The 24,731-nt window shown below is 59.9% G+C and carries 23 protein-coding genes and 2 pseudogenes; 5 read left to right on the forward strand and 20 right to left on the reverse strand.

All coding sequences use genetic code 11. The features are described 5' to 3' along the window. Positions 1 to 72 precede the first annotated feature (72 nt). Both G3A56_RS09605 and G3A56_RS09610 read right to left on the reverse strand, forming a co-directional pair. Complete coding sequence (locus tag G3A56_RS09605) at positions 73 to 2,394, reverse strand: methyl-accepting chemotaxis protein (RefSeq protein WP_082184575.1); 2,322 nt, start codon at positions 2,392 to 2,394, stop codon at positions 73 to 75. A gap of 166 nt (positions 2,395 to 2,560) precedes the next feature. Then, positions 2,561 to 3,421: an LOG family protein gene (locus G3A56_RS09610; RefSeq protein WP_164056651.1), complete on the reverse strand. Its 861-nt coding sequence runs from the start codon at positions 3,419 to 3,421 to the stop codon at positions 2,561 to 2,563. Between the two features lie 143 nt (positions 3,422 to 3,564). On the opposite strand from G3A56_RS09610, the gene dapD reads away from it, so the two are divergent. The 3 genes from dapD to G3A56_RS09625 are packed head-to-tail and all read left to right on the forward strand — an operon-like array spanning position 3,565 to position 6,211. Continuing rightward, complete coding sequence (dapD, locus tag G3A56_RS09615) at positions 3,565 to 4,419, forward strand: 2,3,4,5-tetrahydropyridine-2,6-dicarboxylate N-succinyltransferase (protein WP_003493576.1); 855 nt, start codon at positions 3,565 to 3,567, stop codon at positions 4,417 to 4,419. A 15-nt stretch (positions 4,420 to 4,434) separates the two neighbouring features. Then, positions 4,435 to 5,631: a succinyl-diaminopimelate desuccinylase gene (gene dapE / locus G3A56_RS09620; RefSeq protein ID WP_082183616.1), complete on the forward strand. Its 1,197-nt coding sequence runs from the start codon at positions 4,435 to 4,437 to the stop codon at positions 5,629 to 5,631. After that, a complete protein-coding gene (locus tag G3A56_RS09625; RefSeq protein ID WP_003493571.1) occupies positions 5,615 to 6,211 on the forward strand; it encodes a hypothetical protein in 597 nt (198 codons plus the stop codon). Before dapE ends, G3A56_RS09625 begins: the two co-directional genes overlap by 17 nt. 20 nt (positions 6,212 to 6,231) lie before the next feature. On the opposite strand, the gene truA is transcribed toward G3A56_RS09625, so the two are convergent. The 3 genes from truA to def are packed head-to-tail and all read right to left on the reverse strand — an operon-like array spanning position 6,232 to position 8,527. Then, the gene (gene truA / locus G3A56_RS09630) at positions 6,232 to 7,032 is read right to left on the reverse strand and encodes a tRNA pseudouridine(38-40) synthase TruA (protein WP_082183615.1); all 801 of its coding nucleotides are present in this window, start codon (positions 7,030 to 7,032) and stop codon (positions 6,232 to 6,234) included. Beyond that, positions 7,032 to 7,967: a methionyl-tRNA formyltransferase gene (gene fmt, locus G3A56_RS09635; RefSeq protein WP_082183614.1), complete on the reverse strand. Its 936-nt coding sequence runs from the start codon at positions 7,965 to 7,967 to the stop codon at positions 7,032 to 7,034. Before fmt ends, truA begins: the two co-directional genes overlap by 1 nt. A gap of 47 nt (positions 7,968 to 8,014) precedes the next feature. After that, positions 8,015 to 8,527: a peptide deformylase gene (gene def, locus G3A56_RS09640; protein WP_003493564.1), complete on the reverse strand. Its 513-nt coding sequence runs from the start codon at positions 8,525 to 8,527 to the stop codon at positions 8,015 to 8,017. A 149-nt stretch (positions 8,528 to 8,676) separates the two neighbouring features. On the opposite strand from def, the gene G3A56_RS09645 reads away from it, so the two are divergent. Continuing rightward, positions 8,677 to 9,870 carry a DNA recombination protein RmuC gene (locus G3A56_RS09645; protein WP_164056343.1) on the forward strand — a complete coding sequence of 398 codons (1,194 nt, stop codon included), beginning with the start codon at positions 8,677 to 8,679 and terminating at the stop codon, positions 9,868 to 9,870. Positions 9,871 to 9,922: 52 nt separating this feature from the next. Next, positions 9,923 to 10,822, forward strand: a complete 900-nt coding sequence (locus G3A56_RS09650) for a ribokinase (RefSeq protein ID WP_082183611.1) — start codon at positions 9,923 to 9,925, stop codon at positions 10,820 to 10,822. A gap of 12 nt (positions 10,823 to 10,834) precedes the next feature. On the opposite strand, the gene trmB is transcribed toward G3A56_RS09650, so the two are convergent. From trmB to trpS, 15 genes and pseudogenes are all read right to left on the reverse strand, one after another. After that, positions 10,835 to 11,533, reverse strand: a complete 699-nt coding sequence (trmB, locus tag G3A56_RS09655) for a tRNA (guanosine(46)-N7)-methyltransferase TrmB (protein WP_082183609.1) — start codon at positions 11,531 to 11,533, stop codon at positions 10,835 to 10,837. A gap of 111 nt (positions 11,534 to 11,644) precedes the next feature. Then, a pseudogene (metK, locus tag G3A56_RS09660) lies at positions 11,645 to 12,906 on the reverse strand (methionine adenosyltransferase). A gap of 184 nt (positions 12,907 to 13,090) precedes the next feature. Further along, positions 13,091 to 13,510, reverse strand: coding sequence for a helix-turn-helix domain-containing protein (locus G3A56_RS09665; RefSeq protein ID WP_035241980.1), 420 nt, complete (start codon positions 13,508 to 13,510; stop codon positions 13,091 to 13,093). A 134-nt stretch (positions 13,511 to 13,644) separates the two neighbouring features. Next, on the reverse strand, positions 13,645 to 15,234 hold the full coding sequence (gene lnt, locus G3A56_RS09670) for an apolipoprotein N-acyltransferase (protein ID WP_082183607.1): 1,590 nt from the start codon (positions 15,232 to 15,234) through the stop codon (positions 13,645 to 13,647). A gap of 222 nt (positions 15,235 to 15,456) precedes the next feature. Beyond that, complete coding sequence (locus tag G3A56_RS09675) at positions 15,457 to 16,596, reverse strand: hemolysin family protein (protein ID WP_082183606.1); 1,140 nt, start codon at positions 16,594 to 16,596, stop codon at positions 15,457 to 15,459. 15 nt (positions 16,597 to 16,611) lie between these two features. Continuing rightward, positions 16,612 to 17,118, reverse strand: coding sequence for an rRNA maturation RNase YbeY (gene ybeY / locus G3A56_RS09680; RefSeq protein ID WP_082183604.1), 507 nt, complete (start codon positions 17,116 to 17,118; stop codon positions 16,612 to 16,614). Between the two features lie 9 nt (positions 17,119 to 17,127). Continuing rightward, positions 17,128 to 18,183, reverse strand: coding sequence for a PhoH family protein (locus G3A56_RS09685; protein ID WP_035241524.1), 1,056 nt, complete (start codon positions 18,181 to 18,183; stop codon positions 17,128 to 17,130). Between the two features lie 40 nt (positions 18,184 to 18,223). Then, a pseudogene (miaB, locus tag G3A56_RS09690) lies at positions 18,224 to 19,626 on the reverse strand (tRNA (N6-isopentenyl adenosine(37)-C2)-methylthiotransferase MiaB). A 65-nt stretch (positions 19,627 to 19,691) separates the two neighbouring features. After that, positions 19,692 to 20,486, reverse strand: coding sequence for a lyso-ornithine lipid O-acyltransferase (olsA, locus tag G3A56_RS09695; RefSeq protein ID WP_003493540.1), 795 nt, complete (start codon positions 20,484 to 20,486; stop codon positions 19,692 to 19,694). A 30-nt stretch (positions 20,487 to 20,516) separates the two neighbouring features. Then, the gene (locus tag G3A56_RS09700; protein ID WP_003493538.1) at positions 20,517 to 20,945 is read right to left on the reverse strand and encodes a Fur family transcriptional regulator; all 429 of its coding nucleotides are present in this window, start codon (positions 20,943 to 20,945) and stop codon (positions 20,517 to 20,519) included. 70 nt (positions 20,946 to 21,015) lie between these two features. Further along, complete coding sequence (locus tag G3A56_RS09705) at positions 21,016 to 21,510, reverse strand: GNAT family N-acetyltransferase (RefSeq protein WP_082183603.1); 495 nt, start codon at positions 21,508 to 21,510, stop codon at positions 21,016 to 21,018. A 52-nt stretch (positions 21,511 to 21,562) separates the two neighbouring features. Beyond that, positions 21,563 to 22,231 carry a tRNA (adenosine(37)-N6)-threonylcarbamoyltransferase complex dimerization subunit type 1 TsaB gene (gene tsaB / locus G3A56_RS09710; protein ID WP_082183601.1) on the reverse strand — a complete coding sequence of 223 codons (669 nt, stop codon included), beginning with the start codon at positions 22,229 to 22,231 and terminating at the stop codon, positions 21,563 to 21,565. A 22-nt stretch (positions 22,232 to 22,253) separates the two neighbouring features. Continuing rightward, positions 22,254 to 22,817 carry a NifU family protein gene (locus G3A56_RS09715; RefSeq protein ID WP_003493531.1) on the reverse strand — a complete coding sequence of 188 codons (564 nt, stop codon included), beginning with the start codon at positions 22,815 to 22,817 and terminating at the stop codon, positions 22,254 to 22,256. Positions 22,818 to 22,962: 145 nt separating this feature from the next. After that, the gene (locus G3A56_RS09720; protein WP_003493529.1) at positions 22,963 to 23,454 is read right to left on the reverse strand and encodes a universal stress protein; all 492 of its coding nucleotides are present in this window, start codon (positions 23,452 to 23,454) and stop codon (positions 22,963 to 22,965) included. A 114-nt stretch (positions 23,455 to 23,568) separates the two neighbouring features. After that, a complete protein-coding gene (gene trpS, locus G3A56_RS09725; RefSeq protein WP_082183600.1) occupies positions 23,569 to 24,633 on the reverse strand; it encodes a tryptophan--tRNA ligase in 1,065 nt (354 codons plus the stop codon). Positions 24,634 to 24,731 lie beyond the last annotated feature (98 nt).

Here is a 24,731-nt window from a genome sequence, read left to right on the forward strand (position 1 = left end):
CAGAACACGGACAAGGAAAAAGGGCCGCTGGAAAAACCAGCGGCCCTTTTCATTTGAAGCGGAAGATACCCGTCAGAACTCCGTCCAGTCATCCTGCGCCAGCGCATTTGCGCCGCTGGTTCTTGCACGGGAACGCGGTGCGGCAGCGGGCGCCGGAGCGACGGGTGCGCGCATTGCCGCCGCAGTGGCGCGCAATTGCTGGCTTGCATGGCCACCGGACACGGAGAAGCCCGCGACGAGCGATTTCAGCGTCCCGGCCTCCCCGTTCAGCGTCACGCTGGCCGCGGTGGTTTCCTCCACCATGGCCGCATTCTGCTGGGTAACCTGATCCATCTGGGTAACGGCGGAATTGATTTCCTTCAGACCGACGGCCTGTTCGCTGGCGGAAGCGGAAATCTGCCTGATCAGCTGGTTGATCTGCAAGACCTGATCGGCGATATTTTTCATCGTCTCACCGGCCTTGCCAACCAGCTGGACGCCTTCGCCCACCTGCCTTGCAGAGGTGTTGATCAGACCCTTGATTTCCTTGGCCGCGGTCGCGGAGCGTTGCGCCAGTTCGCGAACTTCCTGCGCGACGACGGCGAAGCCCTTGCCCGCATCACCCGCACGGGCAGCCTCAACGCCCGCATTCAGCGCCAGAAGATTGGTCTGGAAGGCGATCTCGTCGATCACGCCGATGATGCGGGAGATTTCCGCCGAGGATTGCGCGATGCCTTCCATGGAATTCACCGCCTGCTGCACGACCTCGCCAGACTTGCCGGCGTCATCACAGGCATGGCTGACGGCGCCAGCCGCCTGTGCCGCATTTTCCGCGCTGGAATTGACCTGCGCGGTCAGCTGGTTGAGAGCGGCTGCGGTTTCTTCCAGGCTTGCGGCCTGCTGTTCGGTACGGTGCGAAAGATCGCTCGCCGCGCGGGTAATCTCGCCGGTGCCGTTGCCGATGCTGACAACCGTTGCATTGACCGTGGACACGGTTTCCTCAAGGCTTGCGAGCGCCGAGTTGAAGTCACTACGCAGCTTTGCATATTCACCGGGGAACTCGTCGTTTATCCGGTAGGTCAGGTTGCCCTGCGAAAGTGCATTGAGGCCGGCGCCGAGAACGCCGACGATGTGCTGCTGCATGCGGCTGTTCTCAGTGCGCTCGAACTCGGACCGCTGACGCTCCGTTTCCGCATTGCCGCGCTGGACAGCAGCTTCCGCTTCCATTTCGCGGATACCGGCGAGCTTCGCCCTGAAACCTTCCAGTGCGGTTGCGACGGCGCCCGTTTCATCCCTGCGGTCCTGACCGGAGACCGGAACGTCGTAACGGCCCTCACTCAGCGTCCTGACGTCGGATACCAGCGAGGCGAGCGGGTTGCCGACGAAATAGCGGACAGCGAAATAAAGTGCGGTGATGACGGCGGCGAGAATGACGATTGCGCCGATGATCATCAGATAGGTCTGTTCCTCAACCGGCGCATTCAGCGCCTGATGGGGAATATCCACCAGAACCACCCAGGTGGCATTCAGGCCCGGAACCGTGAATGGGTAGACGAGGCGGTTATAGGGCGCATCGCTATCAAGACCGAGATTTTCAATGAGACCCTGCTTGCCGGAGGTGATTGCCGCCTGAACGGTGCTCGCACCATCTCCGTCATAGGCCTTCATGTTCTGCTCGGGCGTCGGCGGCACCAGCCACTGACCGCCCTGGGACACCAGCGTCACACGGCCGGTCTCGAAAGGATGCAGCGCCTGCAGCTTCTGCGACAGCGAGGCGAGCGAAATATCGACGCCCGCCACGCCGATCATCTTGCCATCCGACATGACGGGATAGGCAAGCGAGGTCATGGTCGTGGGCACTTCGGTGCCTTCGGCGAGATAGGGCTGGGTAATGGCGCCCTTGCCGGACTTGGCGGCAAGCGAATACCATTCAGCAGCATAGTCGTTCTTGAAGGTCGAGAACTCGATGTCGCCCTTCTGGGTCTTCGACCAGTAGGGTGCGAAAGCGCCGTTTTCATTGGTGCCGAGATCGAGCCTGCCGGCGATCTCCGTGCTTTGTCCGTCGAAAAGGCCGAGCTGCTCGCAGAACCAGCTTCCGAAAGCGAAGGCATTCTGTTCGACATTGGCCTTGAGAATATTGACGATGCCGGGGCGATCCATCGACTTGGCCTGATGCGCGCGGCCAATGACACCGGCCATGGAGCGCGCGGCGCTGCCCAGTTCACCCACATCGGCGGCGATGACGTTGGCGATGGCGCGCGCCTCGGTATTGGCCTGATCCATGGTCAGCGCGTGGACGCGTTCGCTGGTCTTGGAAATGAGGAAGGAATTCGATGCGACGAGAACCGTGGTGATTGCACAGCCGGTTACGAGGATCAGCTTGGTCGCAAGCGACTTCACTTTGAGATTGAACATTTTGGCCTCGATCAAATCGCCAGCCAGAACGACTGACGTCAACGGATGAAAAATCTCCGTCATGGAGGCCCGCCCGCATGGGCAGTGCGCTGCAGCGCGACGAGGGAAAACTAGAATATCTTTGCTAATTAAGCCCTAAAACCGCCGCGCCGCATCAAGCTAAAATTCAATGTTCATAATGTTCGGAAATGACCCGCCAGGCGTCATCAGCCGTTTCAGCGAAATGCAGAAGACTCATATCCTCCGGTGCGATGGTGCCGAAATCCGCCAGAAACTCGAAATTGATCACGGATCGCCAGAATTTCTCGCCGAACAGGATGAGCGGAATGGGTTCCATGCGCTTCGTCTGGATCAGGGTCAGCGCCTCGAAAAGTTCATCGAGCGTGCCGAAGCCGCCGGGGAAGATCACCACGGCCTTCGCCCGCATGAGGAAGTGCATCTTGCGGATGGCGAAATAGTGGAAGTTGAAGCTCAATTCCGGCGTGACATAGGGGTTCGGCGCCTGCTCGTGCGGCAGGACGATGTTGAGGCCGATTGACGGGCCTCCGACGTCGGCAGCGCCGCGGTTGCCCGCTTCCATGACACCGGGACCGCCACCGGTGACCACGACATATTCGAGGTGATCGGATTTGGCGGCATATTCGGTGCAAAGCCGGGCGAACTTGCGAGCCTCGTCATAATAGACCGAGGATTGCTCCAGATTGCGCTTTTGCGTCTCGTTGCGCGCCGCCCAGGCCTCGCCGCCCGGTTCAGGAATACGGGCGCCGCCGAACATGACGACGGTGGATTTGATCCCGCGTTCGGTGAGCGCCATTTCCGTCTTCAGAAGTTCCAATTGAAGTCTGACGGGGCGCAACTCCTCGCGGCAGAGAAAATCCATGTCCACATAGGCAAGCCTGTAGGACGGGGAATCCGACTGCGGCGTCTTTTCAACGACTTCGGCCTGCTGCTTGTCGACAGCACTACGCTTCAACGGGTCCCAGACCCCATCCTTGCGCCGCAACTTGCCGTTTTTCAGTCGTGTCATTTCCATGCCTTTCGTCTGACGCGCCAAATCACCCAAATCACATTGACGCCTTTCCAACACTCCCTTAGATCAAATGGCCAAAGCCTTCCAGCGGCGCGGGACCATCCGTGACCACGAACACACGCGACTTTAAGGAATTTTCCATGAGCCTTACGGATCTCACCTCCCTCGAAACCATCATCGAAACCGCCTTCGACAACCGCGACGGTGTGAATGTATCGACGAAGGGCGAGGTTCGCGACGCGGTGAACACATCTCTTCAACTTCTCGACAGCGGCAAGGTTCGCGTCGCCGAAAAGCAGGCGGATGGAAACTGGAAGGTGAACCAGTGGCTGAAAAAGGCCGTGCTCCTCTCCTTCCGTCTAAACGACATGGAGATCGTGACCGGCGGACCGGGCGAATCCACCTGGTGGGACAAGGTGCCGTCGAAATTCGAAAACTGGGGTGAAAACCAGTTCCGCGCCGCCGGCTTCCGCGCCGTACCGAACGCCGTGGTGCGCCGCTCCGCCTATGTGGCCAAGAACGTGGTGCTGATGCCGTCCTTCGTCAATCTCGGCGCTTATGTCGATGAAGGCACGATGGTCGACACCTGGGCGACGGTCGGCTCCTGCGCGCAGATCGGCAAGAACGTCCATCTTTCGGGCGGTGTCGGCATTGGCGGCGTTCTGGAGCCGCTCCAGGCCGGCCCGACCATCATCGAGGATAATTGCTTCATCGGCGCCCGTTCGGAAGTCGTCGAAGGCTGCATCGTGCGCGAGGGCGCCGTTCTCGGCATGGGCGTCTTTATCGGCAAGTCGACCAAGATCGTCGATCGCGCCACCGGCGAGATCACCTATGGCGAAGTGCCGCCCTATTCTGTCGTCGTTGCCGGCACCATGCCGGGCAAGCCTTTCCCGAACGGCGAGCCGGGCCCGAGCCTCTATTGCGCCGTCATCGTCAAGCGCGTCGATGAAAAGACCCGCTCCAAGACCGGCATCAACGAGCTTCTGCGCGACTGATAAAAAGCTGCTGACATGACCACGACCGATCCCGTTGCCAATCTCACCGCCCTCATCCGTTGCCCTTCGGTGACGCCCGCCGAAGGTGGCGCGCTGTCCCTGCTCGACACCCTGCTTTCGCCGCTCGGCTTTGCGGTGGAAAAAATGGTGGCGAGCGAAGCGGGGACCCCGGACGTGGAAAACCTCTACGCCCGGCTCGGCACGGAAGGTCCGCACCTGATGTTTGCGGGCCATACGGACGTCGTGCCGGTGGGCGACGAGGCCGCGTGGAGCCATCCGCCCTTTTCGGCTGAAATCGCCGGCGGCGAAATGTTCGGCCGTGGTGCTGTTGATATGAAGGGCGGCATCGCCTGCTTCGTTGCAGCCATTGCCCGATACATCGAAAAACATGGAAAGCCTGAGGGCTCCGTTTCCTTCCTGATCACCGGCGATGAGGAAGGCCCGTCGATCAACGGCACCTCCAAGCTTCTGGAATGGGCCGCCACCAGGGGCGAGAAATGGGATGCCTGCGTGGTGGGCGAGCCGACCAATCCCGACCAGCTGGGTGACATGATCAAGATCGGCCGCCGGGGATCACTGTCCGGTCGCATCACGGTGCACGGCGTGCAGGGGCATGCCGCCTATCCGCATCTCGCCGACAACCCCATTCGCGGGCTGCTGCAACTGACGCACGCGCTGATGCATCCGCCTTTCGATCATGGCACGGATGATTTTCAGCCTTCCAATCTGGAAGTGACGACTGTCGATACCGGCAACGCCGCCACCAATGTCATTCCGGCACGGGCGACGGCGGCCTTCAATATCCGCTTCAACGACAGCTGGACGGTGGAAAGCCTGCGTGCGGAAATCATCCGCCGCCTCGATGCAGCCGCAGCCGAAGGCGAGCTTCGTCCTGACCGCGCACCGGTCAAATACGACATCGTCTGGGCAGACCGCCCGGCCCATGTTTTCCTGACGCGGAACAATGCTCTCATCTCGTCGCTCTCCGGCGCCGTGGAAGCCGTGACAGCCAGGGAACCCAGGCTTTCGACCACCGGCGGCACATCGGATGCCCGCTTCATCAAGGATTATTGCCCGGTGGTGGAATTCGGCCTCGTCGGACAGACCATGCACATGGTCGATGAGCGCGTGGCTGTCGCCGATCTCGAGACGCTGACACGCATCTACGAAACCTTTATCGAACGCTGGTTCGCCCATGCCGACGGCAAGTGAAATAAGGCTCTATCTGAAGGGCCTCTGGCTGTTGCTGCTCGGCGACCATACCGGCGCGCGTTATCTGGACCTGTCCGAGCGCGGCATGTGGCGATCCTTCTATTCCGCGCTGTGGTGCCTGCCCGCCATGCTGGTATCCTGGCTATGGCTGCGGGCCGCATTTCTCGCCAGCTATCCGCCTGGCACCGGGACGGGGTTCATATTTTTCTTCCGCCTCGCCATGGTCGAGGCCATCTGCTGGATCGTGCCGCTGCTTTTGATCGGTATGCTGCTGTTCGCCTTCGGCGCACGGGAAAAATTCGTGCCCCTCGTCACCACCATGAACTGGCTGTCGCTGCCGTTTTCCTATGCCTATGCAGCTCTGATCCTGATCGCATTTTTCCTGCCGCCTTTGCAGGGGCTGATCGCCATCCTCTGGCTGGCACTGCTTTTGTCGCTGGTCTTCGCCTTTTCGCGGATCGTGAGGTTCTTCATCCGCGACCAGTCGCTGCTCGTCTCGGCGATCGTCATGACCCTGCTTGTGCCGGGCATGCTTCTGTCCGAGGCGCTGCAGCGTTTTCTAGGCGTTTATCCGGCCTGAGAAGCGAGAAATATCTCTTTTCAGTCCGTGTCTTCGACCGTTTCGGCTTTTGAATATACACGCGGCGGAATGACGTCGGGATAATCGACCTGCATGAAATAAAGACCGTCCGGCGGGGCGACGGGCCCACAGGCCTTGCGATCCCGCGCCTCCAGCGCCGCGCGCACATCCTCCGGCGTCATGGTGCCCTCGCCCGCGAGTTTCAGCGTACCCGCAAAAGAACGGATCTGGTTGTGCAGAAAACTCTGGGCAGTGGCGCGTATCTCGATGAGATCACCGTTGCGCGTCACATCCAGCCGGTCGAGCGTTCTGACCGGGCTGTTCGCCTGACAATGGACCGAGCGGAAGGTTGTGAAGTCATGCCGGCCGACGAGCATCTGGGCCGCTTCATGCATGCGTTCGTGATCCATGTCCTTCGACACCCACCATGCGCGCTTGTGCTCCAGCGCCAGCCGGGATTTCCGGCAAATGATGCGGTAGAGATAATGGCGGCGCAGCGCGGAGAAGCGGGCGTCGAAATCCTCGGTCACCGCTGCTACATCCAGCACTGACACGGCCTCTTTCGCCATGGCCAGATGCGCGTTCAATGCATTGCGCAGCTTGTACGGGTCCCACGCCCGGGAAAGATCGGCATGGATGACCTGCCCCACGGCATGCACGCCGGAATCGGTGCGGCCCGCGCCGCGAATGGAGATGCCCTCTCCTGTCAGCGACCGGACAGCGGCTTCAAGCGCACCCTGAACAGAGGGGCCGTTATCCTGTCTCTGCCAGCCGAAGTAAGGCGTGCCGTCATATTCGACGGTCATGCGGAAACGCGGCATCAGCCGAGCCTCGTTGTGGCCGGAACGGGTGTGCCGCGAACGAAATCGGCAGCCGACAGCGGTTTGCCACCTGCCTTCTGCAGGCGGGTGAGCCGCACGGCGCCACTGCCGCAGGCGACGGTCAGGGCGTCATCGAGCACCGCGCCCGCCTCCCCCATGCCGCTCGCCAGTTCGGACGCCAGAACCTTCACGCGCTCCGCCTTGCCGCCAATTTCCATTTCGAGCCATGCGCCGGGAAAAGGCGAGAGGCCGCGAATGTGGTTATGCACATCCTGTGCGGGCCGGGAAAAATCAATCCGGGTCTCACCCTTGTCGATCTTGGAAGCGTATACCACGCCCTCTTCCACCTGAGTGGTGAGAGGAAGGTCGTCTGCTTCCAGTTTGTCCATCGCCTGCCGCATCAGCCGCGCGCCGGCAAGCATCAGGCTGTCATGCAACTCGCCGGCGGTCATATTCTCGCCGATCTGGATCTTTGCGGTCAGCGCGACCGGGCCGGTATCCAGCCCCTTTTCCATTTTCATGACCATCATGCCGGTCTCGGTATCGCCGGCCATGATTGCCCGTTGAATGGGGGCCGCACCGCGCCAGCGCGGCAGCAACGAGGCGTGACCGTTATAACAGCCAAGACGCGTGCCGGAGAGGATCGCCTCGGGCAATAGCAGCCCATAAGCGACAACAACCGCCACATCGGCGTTGAACTCCCGGAATTCCTGCCGGTCTTCCTCAGCCTTGAAATTCACCGGCGTCAGCACGGGCAGGCCCAGCAGTTCAGCCGCCTGATGCACCGGCGATTTCTGCAGATCAAGGCCACGGCGACCGCCGGGACGCGGCGGCTGCGTATAAACGGCAACGACCTCGTGACCCGCTTCCACCAATGCGCGCAACGTGGGGACGGAAAACTCCGGTGTGCCCATGAAGATGATGCGAAGAGCCATCGTCGCCCCCTGTCCTTTTTGCCGTTCCGTCTCCAAACAGGGAGGGATCAGACCTTTGCGCGGGCCGCTTTCGTGAATTTCTTGATGACCATGTCGCGCTTCAGCCGCGAAATATGGTCGATGAACAGAATGCCGTTCAGGTGGTCGATCTCGTGCTGCAGACACGTCGCCAGAAGCCCGTCCGCATCGACGGTCTGCTGCTTGCCATCACGGTCCACATATCTCACCGTCAGGGACGCGGGACGCTCCACCTCGGCATAATAATCGGGAATGGACAGGCACCCTTCCTCATAGGTCGAAATATCGTCCGACACTTTGAGGATTTCCGGATTGATGAAGACGACCGGCTTTTTTTCTTCGTCCTCGCGCGAAACATCGATCACCAGCATCCGGCGCGGCACGCCGACCTGAATGGCGGCAAGGCCGATACCCGGCGCATCATACATGGTTTCGAGCATATCGTCGGCAAGGCGCAACACTTCGGCATCCACCTGTTCGATGGGCCTGGATTGCTGGCGCAGCACGGGATCGGGCAAAATGATAAGCGGTTTGATAGTCATGGCTTCCCATAACGTATCTCTTGCGCGGAGGAAATAAAAAACACGCAGGTGAAATCAGCACCTGTCGCCGGTTAGATCGGACTCATTTCCGCCGCAGGAATGTTCTTGTTTTGATCTTACGAATCACTGGAAATCTGATAGATTTAGCCATGAGCATAGATTTCTCCGTTCTCCTCGCTCCAGCATTTCGGGCCGGTTCCGTCGACATCAGCTTCGGCGCGCTTCTCGCGGCTCTGGTTTTCGGCCTGTCCGCCGTCTGGATGACCACGAAAAGCCGTGGAAAAAAAGCGGAGGCGGACGGTGAAATCTCCAATCTCCTGAAAACACAGTCGGAGTTGCACGGCCGGATCGCCGCAATGGCGGAAACGCTCGGCACACGCCAGAACGAGATGGGCCAGACGATAAACCAGCGTCTCGACGGCATGTCGCAGCGGCTGGGCGAAACGCTGACGGAACAGACCCGGTCGACGCACGAAAATCTGAGCCGCCTGCAGGAGCGCCTGGCCGTCATCGATGCCGCGCAGGGCAATATTCAGGATCTGGCCAAGGACGTCGTCGGACTTCAGGCAATCCTATCCAACAAGCAGACGCGCGGGGCCTTCGGACAGGCGCGCATGGAAACGCTGATTGCCGATGCCCTGCCCGCGGGCGCCTTTCAGCTGCAGCCGACGCTTTCGAACGGCTACCGGCCGGACTGCATCATCAGGATGCCGAACAACGCGCCGTCGCTTGTCATCGACGCCAAATTTCCGCTGGAGGCCTGGAACGCGATCAAGGCTGACGAGTCTCCGGAAGCGAAGCGGGCGGCCACACAGCAATTTCGTCGGGATATGGAAGTCCACATCCGCGATGTGGCGGAAAAATATCTGATCCGTGGTGAAACACAGGATACGGCCTTCATCTTCGTGCCTTCCGAATCGATCTTCGCTGACATCCATCAGCATTTCGAATATCTGGTGCAGCGCGCCCACCGCGCGCGCGTCGTTATCGTGTCACCATCGCTGCTGATGCTGTCGGTGCAGGTCATCCAGTCCGTGCTGAAGGACCAGCGCATGCGCGAGCAGGCGCATCTCATCCAGGGCGAAGTCGCTCTCCTGATGGACGATGTGCGGCGGCTGGATGACAGGACACGCAAGCTGCAAGCACATTTCGGGCTGGCGCAGAAAGACATCGACATGATGCTGATCTCCTCCGACAAGGTGCTGGCGCGTGGCCAGAAAATCGAGGGTCTCGATTTTTCGCCGACGGAAAAAGAGACCTCACATGGGGAAATCGAGCAGGCGCGGCGCTTTGCGGAGAACAGGGCGGGAACGACCAAGTTGCGGGTGGTTGACGACGAGTGATCCCCTCGGGCAAAGTCGCCGCCTTATTTACATTGTATACGGACATGCCCCCATGATTACTGTTTTCGGCTCCATCAACATGGATCTCGTCGCCACCGCCAAACGTCTTCCCAAGCCCGGTGAAACCGTGACGGGGGAGAGCTTCGCCACCGCGGCGGGCGGAAAGGGAGCCAATCAGGCGCTTGCCGCACGACGCGCGGGCGCAACGGTCAAAATGGCGGGCGCTGCGGGCGACGATACGTTTGCCGCACCGGCACTGACATTGCTGCGTGAGGCCGGCACCGACCTGTCGCTCGTCAAGACTGCACCGGGTCCGACCGGAACGGCCATGATCCTGATCGGTGAAGGCGGGGAAAACATGATCTCGGTCATTCCCGCCGCCAATGGTGAAGTCTCCGCAGCCGATGCCGCCAAGGCGGTGGCAGAGATGTCGGCGGGCGATATTCTGATGCTTCAGTTCGAAGTGCCTGCGCCCGCCATTGAAGCGGCGCTTACGGCCGCCAAGGCAAAACGCATCACCACCGTCATCAATACCGCACCGCTGACCGCCGACGGCCCGCGCCTTGCCGGCCTTGCCGATATCGCCATCGCCAACGAAACCGAGTTTGAACTGCTGATCGGCAAGAGCGGGCTTTCAGGCTCCGAGCGGGAAAACGAAATCAAGGCCCTGCATGATAAGACCGGCCAGACATTGATCGTCACACTTGGTGCGGACGGCGTGATCGCCATTCGCAACGGCAAGATCTTCAAGGCCTCCGGCCTCAAGATCGAGCCCGTCGACACCGTTGGCGCTGGCGATACCTTCTGCGGCTATCTTGCCGCGAGCCTCGATCAGGGGATGGATTTCGAAAAGGCGCTGAAGCGCGCCGCTGTAGCAGGCTCACTCGCCTGTACGCGCGCCGGCGCCCAGCCTTCCATTCCGGTTGCCGCCGAAGTGGACGCCAACATCTGACGGTTCTAGCCGTTAAGTGCGAATGAAAGTGAGGTAGGCCGAACTGCGGCCTTCTCTTTTCGCCTTGTTCTCATAGCGCGTGCCCGGCCAGGTGGCGTAGGGTGTGCGCCAGTCCTCGGCGCTTTGCGCTGTCCACCCGAAACCGCCATGGCGCGCGCAGTGCTGCAGCGTCCAGTTGATGTAGGTATCGATATCGGAGGCGAAGCAGAACTTGCCGCCGGGTTTCAGCACGCGATGGAAACGGGCAAGGTTGACGTCGGAAACGAAGCGTCGCTTCCAGTGCTTCTTCTTGGGCCAGGGATCGGGATAGAGAAGATCGATGTGATCGATCGATGCATCCGGCAGCCAGTCGAGCAATTGCGTCGCGTCATCGTCGTAAAGGCGGATATTCATCAACTCGCCTTCACGCACGGTCGCCAGCAGCTTGGCCATGGAATTGACGAAGGGTTCGACGCCGATGAAGCCGGTCTCGGGGTTTTCGACAGCACGATGGGCAAGATGTTCGCCGCCGCCGAAACCGATCTCCAGACGGACCGATTTCACATCCGCCGGAAAGAGAGCAACGAGATTTTTTGGCGGGGCGCTTTCCAGGTCGATTTTCAGCAAGGGCAGCAGATTTTCGATCGTGTCGATTTGCTGATTGCGCAGGGGCTTGCCCTTGCGTCTGCCAAAAAACGCTTCCGTCGCGCGCGAACGCCGTTCTTCCGTCATGTCATACTCTCAAGAACAAATAGACTTAACCCGCACAGTGCCACATGAGGCGCTGTGCGGGTTACAAAAGGTTGGTGACGGTATCTCTCAATCGCCGTCAAATGACAAGGGTTAGGCGCTCAAAGCTTCCTTGAGCGGCTTCACCAGATCAAGCTTCTCCCAGGAGAAGGAGCCGTCACGGCCAGCCTTGCGGCCGAAATGGCCGTATGAGGACGTCTTGGCATAAATCGGCTTGTTGAGATCGAGATGACGGCGAATGCCCGACGGCGACAGGTCCATGACCTTGCGGATGGCGCCTTCGACCTGATCTTCGCTGACCTTGCCGGTGCCGTGCAGATCGACATAGATCGACAAAGGCTGGGCGATACCGATCGCGTAGGCGATCTGGATGGTGCAACGATCGGCAAAGCCGGCGGCCACGACGTTCTTGGCAAGGTAGCGGGCGGCATAGGCAGCGGAACGGTCGACCTTGGTCGTGTCCTTGCCGGAGAATGCACCGCCACCGTGGGGGCAGCACCGCCATAGGTGTCGACGATGATCTTGCGGCCGGTCAGGCCTGCATCACCATCGGGACCACCGATGACGAACTTGCCAGTCGGGTTGATGTACCACTGGCAATCGTCGGCGATCTTCAGGTCGCCCAGAGCTTCGCGGATATAGGGCTCGACGACGGCGCGCACCTTCTTCGAGTCCCAGCTTGCATCGAGATGCTGCGTGGACAGAACGATGGATACGGCTTCCGAAGCCTTGCCGTCGACGTAACGAACAGTCACCTGGCTCTTGGCGTCCGGTCCGAGTTTAGCAGCTTCGCCTTCACCGCTTTTGCGGGCGGTTGCGAGCAACTGCAGGATACGGTGAGAATAATAGATCGGCGCCGGCATCAGGTCCGGCGTTTCCTTGCAGGCGTAACCGAACATGATGCCCTGGTCGCCGGCGCCCTCGTCGCCCTGCTTGTCGGAAGCATTGTCCACGCCCTGCGCGATGTCCGCCGACTGCGGATGCAGGAGAACGTCGATCTTGGCCGTCTTCCAGTGAAAACCATCCTGCTCGTAGCCGATGTCACGGATCGCCTTGCGGGCGGCGGACTTGAATTTCGATGGGTTGATGACCGGATGGCCAGCGGCGTCCTTCAGGACCTTGCCGTCCTTGTCCTTCTTCAGCAGGGTGTCGGGAACCCGCACCTCACCGGCGATAACGACGCGGTTAGTGGTCGCAAGCGTTTCGCATGCGATGCGCACGGTCCAGGGGTCGACACCCGTCTTGGTCGCTTCACGGTAAATGAGATCCACGATTTCATCGGAAATACGATCACAAACCTTGTCCGGATGACCCTCGGCCACGGACTCGCTGGTGAACAGATAATTGGCACGCATGCGGGATTCCCCTCAAAGAACGGTCTTGGAGTTTGTTAGTCATTTCGGCCATGAAAAACAAGGACACAACCACATAAATATATCTTTATGTGAGAATTCCTTTCCAATTCGGCACAAAAAAACGGCCCTTGCGGACCGTTGAGTGCCCGGCATCCCGTGCCGGAAATTTACTGCGCAGCGCGGCCTACTCCGCATCTCCCTCGGCGGCGAGCGCCTTGACGAGATCGACGAGACGACGGCGAACCTTTGGGTCGGCAATCTTCACAAATGCGCGGTTCAGCTGCAGACCTTCCGCCGACGACAGGAAATCCACCACGTAGTTGGAGCTGGATGCTTCCGCCATGCCGGGCGCGCCGCCAACCTGATCGCCGGGCGCGTCTTCGAAGAAGAAGGAAACGGGTACGTTCAAAATCCCCGATATGTTCTGCAGGCGGCTGGCGCCGACACGGTTCGTGCCCTTTTCGTACTTCTGGATTTGCTGAAAGGTAATTCCGAGACTTTCACCCAGCTTTTCCTGGCTCATGCCAAGCATGGTTCTGCGAAGGCGAATTCGGCTTCCGACATGAATGTCGATGGGGTTAGGCTTTTTCTTATTCTCGGTCATCATGCGGTCCTGACACTCGGAAAGGGTTGATATCTCGCTTCATTACTCATTCGAAAAAATGAGCCGGCATTTCGACAGCGTCCAAACTTGTTTTACGACTGACGTATTCACTATGCAATTGTGGGGGTTGCTGGTCAATTCTGGCGCCGCGCAAAACTCCAGGCAGTCGATACCGCAACCATCAAAAGGATTGAAAAAATCAACCAGAAATACGTCCGATGTGTGTCGTAAGTAAATGCGTCGTTTGACCCACCACTCAAAGTGGCGTCAACAATTCCGATCCGGCCGTAGTCCAACCCGGCAATAATGCGGCCATAGGGGTCAATGACGGCGGAAATCCCGGTATTTGCCCCGCGAATCACCGGCACTCCCGTCTCAACGGCGCGCACTCTGGCCTGTAGGAAATGCTGGTAAGGGCCGGGTGTATCGCCGAACCAGCCATCATTCGTCACGTTCAGGATGGCTGCCGACCCTGCCAGACCCGGCGTCATCTCGCCCGGAAAAATGATCTCGTAACAGATCAGCGGATAGAAGGTCTTACCGGAAGGAAGGGTCAGAGGCGTGCGTGAAGAGGCGGCCGAGAAGCCTCCGGGCAGGCTGATGACATTGTCGATGCCGAATTCCCGCAGGATGCCTTCAAAGGGAACGTACTCGCCAAAGGGTGTCAGATGGACCTTGTCGGTCGCCCCGATGATCTCGCCCTGACTGTCGATCGCATAGACCGAATTATAATAGCGCGGCGGCCGGCCGGCTCCCTGATCTTCCATTCTGACGGCGCCGGTGAACAGCACCTGCCCATCTTCGAGTGTCCTGGCGATTTCCGCCAGAGCGTCCGGGTTCTGCGTCAGGATGAAGGGCACGGAGGTTTCCGGCCAGACGACGATGTCCGGTCGTTTTTTTCCTTCACTTGGCGGCAGGGCTGTCAGCCGCAGATGCTCTGCGAAAATCTCCGCCCGGTCATCATTCAGCATTTTGCGGGACTGGTCGATCGACGGCTGCACGATCCTGACGGTCAGCGCATCCGCCGGCGGTTCGGCCGGTGCCTGAAGGCGGTAGAAGCCATAACCGAAATGACCGGCGAGCAGCAGACCCGCCAGGACCAGGCCGGGCCACATGCCTTTTTTCGTACCAATCAGGGCGGGGGCCGCAAAGATGAAGACGGCAAGCGTGGTCACTGCAAAAAGGCCGAGCAGATGCGCCGACTGCATCATGATCGGCACGGGCATGATACCGTAACCGATGGCATTCCAGGGAAAGCCGGTCGCAAGGAAGCTGCGCAGCCATTCCGAAAAGCCGAATGCGGCGGCAAGTGCGGCGATGCGACCGACACCATCCGACCAGAAGACATTGGCGGCTGCGACCGCAAAACCGTAAAACAGTGCCAGAAACGCCGGGAGGCCGAGTATGGCGAGCGGCAGCGCCCAGGCGAACTCATCGGCTTCCAGCAGGAGCGCATTGCCCAGCCACCACAGGCCCGCCACGAAATAGCCCAGCCCAAAACACCAGCCGATGCCGAACGCCGGCATGACACGGCTGAAAATGCCGCCGCCCGGCTTGCCGGTGCAGCCATCCACAAGCCAGACAAGCAGGGTAAAAGACAAAAACAGTGCCGCGAAAAAGCCGAACGGAGGCAAGGCCAGTGCCCCGACCGCGCCTGCGGCAACCGCCATTGCTGCGCGGCTCATGCCACCGGCCAGCATTACCCTGCCTGCAAGACGCTCCATACAATCTCCGTTTTATGCGCGTCCGGAAAAGCCCGTTCCGGCAAGGCCGCACAAAGGAATTTTCCCTCAAATTCGACGTAAAGGAAAAAAGATTCGCAGTCCACAGGGGGATGGCGGCCAAAGCATCTCGTGGCGTTTTCGCCAGTCATCAAGGGCTTTCAAACCTGTTTGATTGAGGCATTCAAAGGTGGCGGCGACGGGGACCCTCCCCGTCGGCCCTCCTCAGTCGGCGTTCTGCTGGTGCGTGATGAGGCGGACATCCGGCGCCGGCAGCGCAATCACCTCATTGGCTTCGCCAGGCGCACGGTCATCCTGACCTTCCGAACCGTGATCACGGACAATCCTGACACCCTTGATACGCCTTGTATCCGCATCGAGGATCTGGAACTCGAAACCCGGCACGGCCCTGACAACCTCGCCCTTGGCCGGAATGCGGCCGAGCGCGAAGAAGATAAGACCGCCGAGTGTATCGATTTCTTCCAGATGCTCACGCACATCGAATTCGGGGCCAATTGCCTCGGCAAGTTCCGTGAGTTCGGCGCGGGCATCGGCCACGAGCACATCGGCAGAGACACGCGAAAACATCGCTTCGTCCTTGTCATGCTCGTCATCGATATCGCCCACGACCATCTCGACGATGTCCTCATGGCTGACGAGGCCGTCCGTGCCGCCATATTCGTCGATCACGAGGGCGAGCTGCGTCCGCTGCGCCTGCATGGTCTTCAAGAGATCGGAGGCCAGCATCGAGGGTGGCGCAAAAAGAATTTTACGTACCAGCCCGGCATCGGCAACCGTCTGTTCCAGATCGACCCGCGCAAGGTCGAAATTCGGTCGCGGCGAACGCGGCGCCTTCGTCTCGCCATAGGCGACGCTTCGCGATCCGGCGCGGCGTTTGTTGCGGGCCTGCTTGGCCACATAGGCCAGGAGATCGCGGATATGGATCATGCCCTTGGGGTCATCCAGCGTCTCTTCGTAGACCGGCATGCGGGAACGCCCCGTTTCTTCGAAGAGGATCAGCGCATCGCCGATCGTCATATTCTGATCGAGACCGTCAATATCGACCCGCGGGATCATGATATCTTCGACCCGAACCTCCCGGAAACGCAGGATATTGTTCAGCATCGCCCGCTCTTCGGGCGAAAAGGCGGCACCGATTTCAGTGTCGGCCATCAGCGCGTCGGTCAAATCTTCGCGCAGGCGCTCACCCTGTGACGGTTTCAGCAACCGTCCGATGCGCGACCAGATCGTCGATCTCGGCTTTGCAGTGAGGTCTTGACGTAAGTGACTACTGCCCTCTTCCGAGGAGGACTGCTCGCCGTTTTCTCTGCCCTCATTGGCAGGTCGTGCAGAATGTTCGTTCATGGCTCCAGACAATATTTAAAGCGGTTCCTGTCCCGCGTAAGGATCAGATAGGCCAAGCACCGCCAAAATGCGAGTCTCAAGCGACTCCATTTCTTCCGCTTCCTCCTCGTCCATGTGGTCATAACCGAACAAATGCAGGAACCCATGAACGAGAAGATGGGTCAGATGATCCCCGAAACTCTTCTCAAGTTCAAGAGCCTCACGTTCAACCGTCTCACGGGCAATGACGATATCACCCAGCATCGGGCCGGGCATTCCACCCGGTTCCAGCGGAAAAGCAGGAAAAGACAAGACGTTGGTTGCCTTGTCCTTGTCGCGCCACTCGGCGTTGATTTCCCGAATATTTTCGTCGTCGGTAAAGACCAGCGACAGTTCCACCGGTATTTTCGGGAAGGGTTGCTCCTCTTCCCGCTTCAGAACATCAACCGCCGCATCCAGCGCCTTGGTGGCGAAGGCATGAAGGTCCTCTTCCGACGACCAACCTTCGGTCTCGACGCTGATTTGAATATCCAGAACTGTCATTGTCTTGCGTCAGCTGCCCTTCACGAGGCTTTCATCCGGCACCGCCGTGTGGGATTCGTAAGCCCTGACGATCCGCGCCACCATCGGATGACGTACGACGTCGACATCCTTGAAGCGGACGACTGACACGCCCTCCACATCGGTGAGGATTTGCAGGGCTTCGACAAGGCCGGACTTCACCCCGCGCGGAAGGTCCACCTGGCTTGGGTCACCGGTCACGATCATGCGGCCGTTCTCGCCGAGACGGGTCAGGAACATCTTCATTTGCATCGTCGTCGTATTCTGGGCTTCGTCCAGAATGACGGCGGCGTTGGCGAGTGTGCGTCCGCGCATGAAGGCGAGCGGGGCGATTTCGATGACGCCCGCCTGAATGGCGCGCTCTACCTTGTCACCCGGCATCATGTCATAAAGCGCGTCGTAAAGCGGGCGCAGATAGGGATCGACCTTTTCCTTCATGTCACCCGGCAGGAAGCCCAGGCGTTCGCCCGCTTCCACCGCCGGACGCGACAGGATGATGCGGTCGACCGCGCCGCGCTCCAGCAGCTGCGCCGCATGCGCCACAGCCAGATAGGTCTTGCCGGTGCCGGCAGGGCCGACGCCGAAAACCAGCTCGGACTGTTCCAGCGCCCGCATATAGACATCCTGCGTCGGCGTGCGGGCAGCGATGGTCTTCTTGCGGGTGGAAATCTGCGCCATGGAAATCTTCGCCTTGCGCTCCATCGTCGGCAAGGTCAACTGGTCGTCTGCGGCCATGGCCATGCGGATCGCGCCTTCCACGTCGGAAACCTCGGCGGTTCCGCCCTTGAGCAGGCGCTCATAAAGGAAATCCAGTGCGCGGCGGGCCTGATTGGTGGCAACGACATCGCCGGTGATGGCTACGGAATTGCCGCGCGGACGTGCATCGATGTTGAGGCGCTGTTCCAAGAGCTTCAGGTTCTGATCGAACTGACCGAATAGCTCTCCCGCTATCCTGTTATTCTCGAACGTGAGGACAAAGTGATTGGCGTCGGTCGCGGCTTGGCGTGGCTGGCGCGATGAAGGTGATACCAATTCATGTGCGTTCAAGCGGTCAGGCTCCTGTCCCAATCAGTGTCGGCTCCTCACTCTAACTCTCTGCCACCTCGGCAAACAAGCTGTTTGGACCCGTTGCGGTGATTCGTACATTAACAATGTCACCGATTTTCAAAGTCTTTGCATCAAGATTCACGGATTGCAGCCAGGGAGAGCGACCTATCAACTGTTCAGGCATGCGGCCGGGCTTTTCCAGCAACACATCCATGGTTTTTCCGACCAGCGATTCCGCAAATTCCTTCTGCTGCCGCAGCAGCAGGGCCTGCAATCTTTCCAGCCGCTCGGCCTTCACCTCTTCCGCAACCTGATCCGTAAGGTCAGCCCCGGCGTACCGGGACGGGTGGAATATTTGAAAGAGAAGGCCTGCGCGTATTTCACCTGCTCGACAATCGCCATCGTATCTTCGAAATCGCGATCCGTCTCACCGGGGAAGCCGACAATAAAGTCCCCCGACATGGCGATATCAGGGCGGGCGGCGCGGATTTTTTCGATAAGCTGGATATATTCCTCGCCCGTATGGCGGCGGTTCATCGCCTTCAGGATGCGGTCCGAGCCTGATTGCACCGGCAGATGCAGATAGGGCATCAGGATACGCAGATCGCGATGGGCGCCAATCAGGCGATCATCCATGTCTCGCGGGTGGCTGGTGGTATAACGCAGCCGCGCGAGGCCGGGGATTTCCGCCAGCCGGTAAAGCAGTTCGGCAAGGCCCCATTTTTCACCCTTCGGGCCTTCACCCTGCCAGGCGTTGACGTTCTGGCCAAGCAGCGTGATCTCACGCACGCCGGCATCCACCAGCTTCATCGCCTCATCGACGATCTGGCGCACGGGACGCGACACTTCCGAACCACGCGTATAGGGCACAACACAGAAGGTGCAGAATTTGTCGCAGCCTTCCTGCACCGTCAGAAACGCGGTCACGCCGCGCGTGCGCAGCGTCGCCTTCTCGGCGACCGGCAGATGCTCGAACTTGTCCTCGACGGCATATTCGGTCTCGATGACGCGTTCACCACCGCGCACCCGCTTCAAGGCGTCCGGCAGGCGGTGATAGGTCTGGGGGCCGATGACGACATCGACAGCGGGCGCACGGCGAAGGATTTCCTCGCCTTCCGCCTGCGCCACACAGCCGGCAACGCCGATCATGAATTCGCGGCCCTGCTCTTCGCGCGATTTTTTCATGTCGCGCAGGCGTCCAAGCGCCGAATAGACCTTTTCAGCCGCCTTTTCACGGATGTGACAGGTATTCAGCAGAACCAGATCCGCCTCGCCCATATCCTCGGTCTGAACGTAACCATCCTTCGCCAGCGCATCGCTCATGCGGACGGAATCGTAAACGTTCATCTGACAGCCATAGGTCTTGATAAAAACCTTGCGGCTGTTCGAACCCTCGCGGGTGATCATTTCGGGAGCGTCGAGGCTGATGGTTTCCTGGGTCATGGCGGCTATCTAGTGTTTTTCCCGACCAGATTAAACAGAAAAATGCCGGAAAAGCCATGATCCCGCTATTTCCGCCAGCCACCGCGCAGGCTGAAGGCCAGCATGGAACGGATTGAAGCGGCGATATCGGTCGCAAGGCGCTTGCGGTTATCCGTGTTGTGAAACGGAACGCTGTCACCGAATGTCACGTCGACGTCGATGGCGCCCGCTTTGATGATGCCGAGCAGATGCGGCACCAGGGTTATGCTGCCCGGCCAGGCCGCAATGACCCGGTGATAACGTCCCATGGCCATGCCGTGCACCCGCGTATAGGCGATCGCGACCGGCTGCACGTAAACAAGTTTGCCCGGAACCTGCTCGGCCGCGGTGGAAGCCGCCCCAAACAGCGAGGATTTGACGGCGAGCATGCGGTTGCCGTCCGAAGTGGTGCCTTCGGGAAACAGGACGACGATCTCGCCGTCGGCCATGCGGGCGGCAATCTCGCCCACCTGCTCGCCCGTGCTGCGCTTCTGTTCACGCTGGACGAAGATGCTTTTCTGCAGCCTGGCAAGCCAGCCGAAAACCGGCCAGTCCCTCACCTCCGTCTTGGCGATGAACACGACATCGGCAATGCTGCCGAGAACGAGAATGTCTTTCCACGAGGCGTGGTTGACCGCCAGCATCAGCGGTTTTGCCCGTTCCACCTCTCCGTGGACATGGACGCGGATGCCGAGAACATGGCAGGCGATGCGGTGCCAGATGCGCGGAATGCGGCGGCGAAGCCGCCAGTCGAAGGCGAGGCCCAGGAGTTGCAGCGGCAGCAATATGAGCGTGACGATCAGGAGAACGACCGCAATATAGGCTGTCCGGAGCCACATCATGATTGAAACGCCCGTCTGTTCACCGGCGTCTCAGCGTTCGCCGGGCTTCAACGGCACGCCGTAAAGTTCCAGCCGATGATCGACGAGCTTGAAGCCGTGTTCCCGGGCGATCTTTTCCTGAAGGGCCTCGATCTCAGGCGAATGAAACTCGATGACGACGCCGTTTTTCAGGTCGATCAGATGATCGTGATGCTCCTCGGGCACCGTCTCGTAACGCGAGCGGCCATCACGAAAATCATGACGCTCGATGATGCCGGCATCCTCGAACAGCTTCACCGTTCTGTAGACGGTGGAAATTGATATGCGCGGATCCACGGCGGAGGAGCGGCGGTAAAGCTCCTCGACATCGGGATGGTCGGCGGATTCCTGCAGGACACGGGCGATGACGCGGCGTTGATCCGTCATCCGCATGCCGCGCTCGGCACAAAGCTCCTCCAGCGTTTTCGAAAGGTCTATCACGTCTTCTGGCCTTTTGAGTCTTCCGGTTGGTTTCTGCGGCTTTCGCCGAAAAATGCCTGTTGCACGGGAACTAGCGAAGATCGCGGCGCATGACAAGCGCCGTCGACTTCGTTCCATCCTTGGCCGTGTAATAGGCCTTGCGCTCCGCAACCGTTTTAAAGCCGAGCTTTTTGTAGAGCCCGAGCGCGGAGGCGTTGCTGTTGTCCACCTCGAGGAACATGGTTTCGGCGCCGCGCATCATCGCCTCACGGGCGGCCGATTGCATCAGACGCCAGCCGAGACCGGAGCGCGCAAACTTGTCGGCCACGGCAACTGTCAGGATTTCCGCCTCGCCCGCCACTTCCCGCGCCAGCACGAAACCGCCAAGCGGCCTGCTGAAAAACGCGTTCGTCTGCCGGGCGACAGCACCGAAAACCGACCCTTGCGTCAAAAGCCCGGAAAATTCCCCATCATTCCAGGGACGCGGAAAGCGCAGCGCATGCAGTTCCGCTACGCCGGCGCAATCCTCATGCTGCATCGGCACGATCTCGAAATAGGGCTTCCAGCTCAGGTATTCGTCAAACATAACAGCAATCGGGCATCACAGGAATCATTGGCACGTATTGACGAATGCCCTATCAGGCAACGTCCTGGCGTGCCAGCGCAAAACCGGTTTGCGGCCGGGCATCCGGCCCCCGCAGATAAAGCGGTGCGGGTTTCTTCTGGCCCGCCGGCTTGCGTGCGCCGACGCGCGCAACGGTGGCGATCGGGAAGTGATCCGGCCGGGAGCCCGCCTCGGATCCTGCAAAAAGAGGGGCAGCGGAACCGATGATGGCGCCGCCGAAACCCGAGAGAACCGATTTGGCATCGTCCAGCGACAGGAGTACCGCCTCGCCAAGCGGCGATCCATCCACTGCAAATATCTGGAGATAGGTTTCGCCGCGTTTGGCATCCAGCCCGACAGCGACAGGCCGACCGGGATTTTCCAACAGATGGTGCAAGGCGAGTGTCTCAAGCGTGGTCACGCCCACGGCCTCAATGCCGAGCGACAATGCAAAGCCGCGCGCGGCGGCGACGCCGACGCGGATACCGGTGAAGGAGCCAGGACCGATCGTCACCGCTATGCGCTCCACCTTTTGCAGCGGCAGATGCGCTTGGTGCAAGGCACCGTCGATCACGGCCATCAGCCGCTCGGCATGTCCCTTGCCGATCGTTTCGCATATTTCTCCAAGCACCGTGTCGGAGGCACTGTCATAAACGCAGGCAGAACAGTCCACGCCTGATGTGTCGAGTGAAAGAACAATCATGGCGTGGCCTGGCTTAGAAATGTCATACCGCTTCGACTTCGCGCACTTCCGGCACGAAATGGCGAAGCAGGTTCTGAACGCCATGCTTCAGCGTGGCCGTGGAGGACGGGCAACCCGAGCAGGCACCCTTCATGTTCAGGAACACCGTGCCGTCGCGGAAGCCGCGGAAGGTGATGTCGCCGCCATCCTGCGCCACAGCGGGGCGAACGCGGGTATCCAGCAGTTCCTTGATGGTGGCGACGATGGTTTCGTCACCCTCTTCGAAGAACTCACCTTCTTCATCCGACACTTCGGCGGCAATCGCGGTGCCCATGATCGGGCGGCCGGACATGAAATGTTCCATGATCGAGCCCAGAATGGCGGGCTTCAGGTGCTGCCATTCAGCGCCATCCTTGGTGACGGTGATGAAATCGAAGCCGAAATAAACGCCGGTGACACCTGGAATGGTGAAAAGGCGCTCTGCCAGCGGCGAGGCCTGCGCCTGTGCGGGGTTGAGGAACTCCGCCGTGCCGCTTTCCAGCACCACCTTGCCGGGCAGGAACTTCAGCGTCGTGGGGTTCGGCGTGGCTTCCGTCTGAATGAACATCGTCTTCTCCTTCGAGGTCGCCGTTCACGCCCCGTAATTTAGAATTCTTCCAAAAAAATACGCCCGGCGAAGCTTCACTTCAAGCCCTGACATGATAATTACATTCAAGAAATCGTCAGCCCCTAGATCTTGCCCCAAGATCAGATCAGCAGAGTGCGTCGATTTCCTCATCCGTCAGTGTATCCGGCAACACGGTGACGGGGATCGGGAAGGCTGCACCGCGCCCGGCGATCGAGGAAACGAGCGGTCCCGGCCCTTCCTTCGTCGAACCCGCCGCCAGCACCAGAATCGCGATATCGCGGTCTTCTTCGATCAGCCCATGGATCTGCTCGGTGGCGCTACCTTCGCGGATCACGGCTTCCGGCTCGATGCCGATTGTTTCACGCACCTTCTGGGCGATCTTGGCGAGCGTGGCTTCCGCTTCCTCGCGCGCTTCTGCCCGCATGATCTGCTCGACACCCAGCCATTGCTGGAAATCGCCTTCCGGTATCACATAGAGCAGAACCAACCCGCCATTGGAGTTCTTGGCGCGACGACCGGCATAGTGCACGGCCCTTTCGCATTCCGGTGTGTCATCGATAACAGCGAGAAACTTGCGACGATGCCCTTCCAGACGCGACAGCCGTGTTGAAACCATTCCGCACTCCCTCAATCCGCCGTGATCCGAGAAACCGCCCGACGGTTCGGGCGGAGATTATATCAAATCACGGCAGGCGCAAACCGCCTGCCGTTGTTCGCAGGCGGTGCGTGGTCAGCGCAGGAAGCCGATGATGTCACGCACCTCGTTCATCGTCTTCTCAGCGATCGCGCGAGCCCGTTCGCCACCCTGGCTGAGGATGGCATCGATATGGGTCGGGTCGTCGAGAAGGCGACGCATCTCATTGTTCACAGGCGCCAGCACATTGACGGCAAGCTCGACGAGAGCCGGCTTGAAGGCCGAGAACTGCTGCCCGCCGAATTCGGAAAGAACATCCGCCTTCGTCTTGTCGGAGAGCGCGGCATAGATGCCAACGAGGTTTTCAGCCTCGGGCCGTCCCTTCAGGCCTTCGACTTCGCTCGGCAACGCATCCGGATCCGTCTTTGCCTTCTTGATCTTTCTGGAGATGGCATCGACATCGTCCATCAGGTTGATGCGCGACAGGTCGGATGGATCGGACTTCGACATCTTCTTGGTGCCGTCCTTCAACGACATCACGCGCGGGGCCGGACCGCCGATCAGCGGCTCCACCATCGGGAAATAGGCATGCACCGGCTCGTCGCCCACCGTGATGTCGAGCCCGAGACCCGCCTTGCGGATATGGTCGCCGAAATCGATGTTGAATTTCTGGGCGATGTCGCGGGCGAGTTCCAGATGCTGTTTCTGGTCGTCGCCAACGGGCACATGGGTGGCGCGATAGACGAGAATGTCGGCGGCCATCAGGCTCGGATAGGCCAGCAGACCGAGCGAGACCTGCTCGGCATTCTTGCCGGACTTGTCCTTGAACTGCGTCATGCGCTCCATCCAGCCGATGCGCGCCACGCAGTTGAACACCCATGCCAGTTCCGCATGCTGCGGCACGGCCGACTGGTTGAAGACAATATGCTTCACGGGGTCGATGCCCGACGCGATGAAGGCGGCGGCGATGGAGCGGGTCTGCGCCTTCAGGTCGGAGTGAACGAGCTGGGCGGTGATGGCGTGCATATCGACCACGCAATAGATGCAGTCGTTATCTTCCTGCAGCGCCACGAACTTGCGGATCGCGCCGAGATAATTGCCGAGATGCAGATTGCCGGTCGGCTGGACGCCCGAGAAAACCAGCGGCTTGAATGCGTTCATTGTCGTCCTCGAAAAGGCTTGTGGAGGGCCCCGCCCATGGTTGGAATTGCACGCGCGCTTATGCACCCGCAGCCCCTCGCAATCAAGCGGTTTCAGGG

It is taken from the genome of Rhizobium oryzihabitans, from assembly GCF_010669145.1.
GTDB classification, from domain to species: Bacteria; Pseudomonadota; Alphaproteobacteria; order Rhizobiales; family Rhizobiaceae; genus Agrobacterium; species Agrobacterium oryzihabitans.

Coding starts and splice junctions, on each gene's coding strand:
- olsA (WP_003493540.1), bottom strand. CDS start 20,486: ATGATGTGGCTCCGGACAGCCTATATTGCGGTCGTTCTCCTGATCGTC.
- lnt (WP_082183607.1), bottom strand. CDS start 15,234: ATGGAGCGTCTTGCAGGCAGGGTAATGCTGGCCGGTGGCATGAGCCGC.
- G3A56_RS09610 (WP_164056651.1), bottom strand. CDS start 3,421: ATGACACGACTGAAAAACGGCAAGTTGCGGCGCAAGGATGGGGTCTGG.
- def (WP_003493564.1), bottom strand. CDS start 8,527: ATGACTATCAAACCGCTTATCATTTTGCCCGATCCCGTGCTGCGCCAG.
- trmB (WP_082183609.1), bottom strand. CDS start 11,533: ATGACGGAAGAACGGCGTTCGCGCGCGACGGAAGCGTTTTTTGGCAGA.
- tsaB (WP_082183601.1), bottom strand. CDS start 22,231: ATGATTGTTCTTTCACTCGACACATCAGGCGTGGACTGTTCTGCCTGC.
- truA (WP_082183615.1), bottom strand. CDS start 7,032: ATGCCGCGTTTCCGCATGACCGTCGAATATGACGGCACGCCTTACTTC.
- G3A56_RS09665 (WP_035241980.1), bottom strand. CDS start 13,510: ATGACCGAGAATAAGAAAAAGCCTAACCCCATCGACATTCATGTCGGA.
- dapD (WP_003493576.1), top strand. CDS start 3,565: ATGAGCCTTACGGATCTCACCTCCCTCGAAACCATCATCGAAACCGCC.
- fmt (WP_082183614.1), bottom strand. CDS start 7,967: ATGGCTCTTCGCATCATCTTCATGGGCACACCGGAGTTTTCCGTCCCC.
- G3A56_RS09720 (WP_003493529.1), bottom strand. CDS start 23,454: ATGGTTTCAACACGGCTGTCGCGTCTGGAAGGGCATCGTCGCAAGTTT.
- ybeY (WP_082183604.1), bottom strand. CDS start 17,118: ATGACAGTTCTGGATATTCAAATCAGCGTCGAGACCGAAGGTTGGTCG.
- dapE (WP_082183616.1), top strand. CDS start 4,435: ATGACCACGACCGATCCCGTTGCCAATCTCACCGCCCTCATCCGTTGC.
- G3A56_RS09645 (WP_164056343.1), top strand. CDS start 8,677: ATGAGCATAGATTTCTCCGTTCTCCTCGCTCCAGCATTTCGGGCCGGT.
- G3A56_RS09715 (WP_003493531.1), bottom strand. CDS start 22,817: ATGTTCATTCAGACGGAAGCCACGCCGAACCCCACGACGCTGAAGTTC.
- G3A56_RS09705 (WP_082183603.1), bottom strand. CDS start 21,510: ATGTTTGACGAATACCTGAGCTGGAAGCCCTATTTCGAGATCGTGCCG.
- G3A56_RS09675 (WP_082183606.1), bottom strand. CDS start 16,596: ATGAACGAACATTCTGCACGACCTGCCAATGAGGGCAGAGAAAACGGC.
- G3A56_RS09625 (WP_003493571.1), top strand. CDS start 5,615: ATGCCGACGGCAAGTGAAATAAGGCTCTATCTGAAGGGCCTCTGGCTG.
- G3A56_RS09650 (WP_082183611.1), top strand. CDS start 9,923: ATGATTACTGTTTTCGGCTCCATCAACATGGATCTCGTCGCCACCGCC.
- G3A56_RS09605 (WP_082184575.1), bottom strand. CDS start 2,394: ATGTTCAATCTCAAAGTGAAGTCGCTTGCGACCAAGCTGATCCTCGTA.
- trpS (WP_082183600.1), bottom strand. CDS start 24,633: ATGAACGCATTCAAGCCGCTGGTTTTCTCGGGCGTCCAGCCGACCGGC.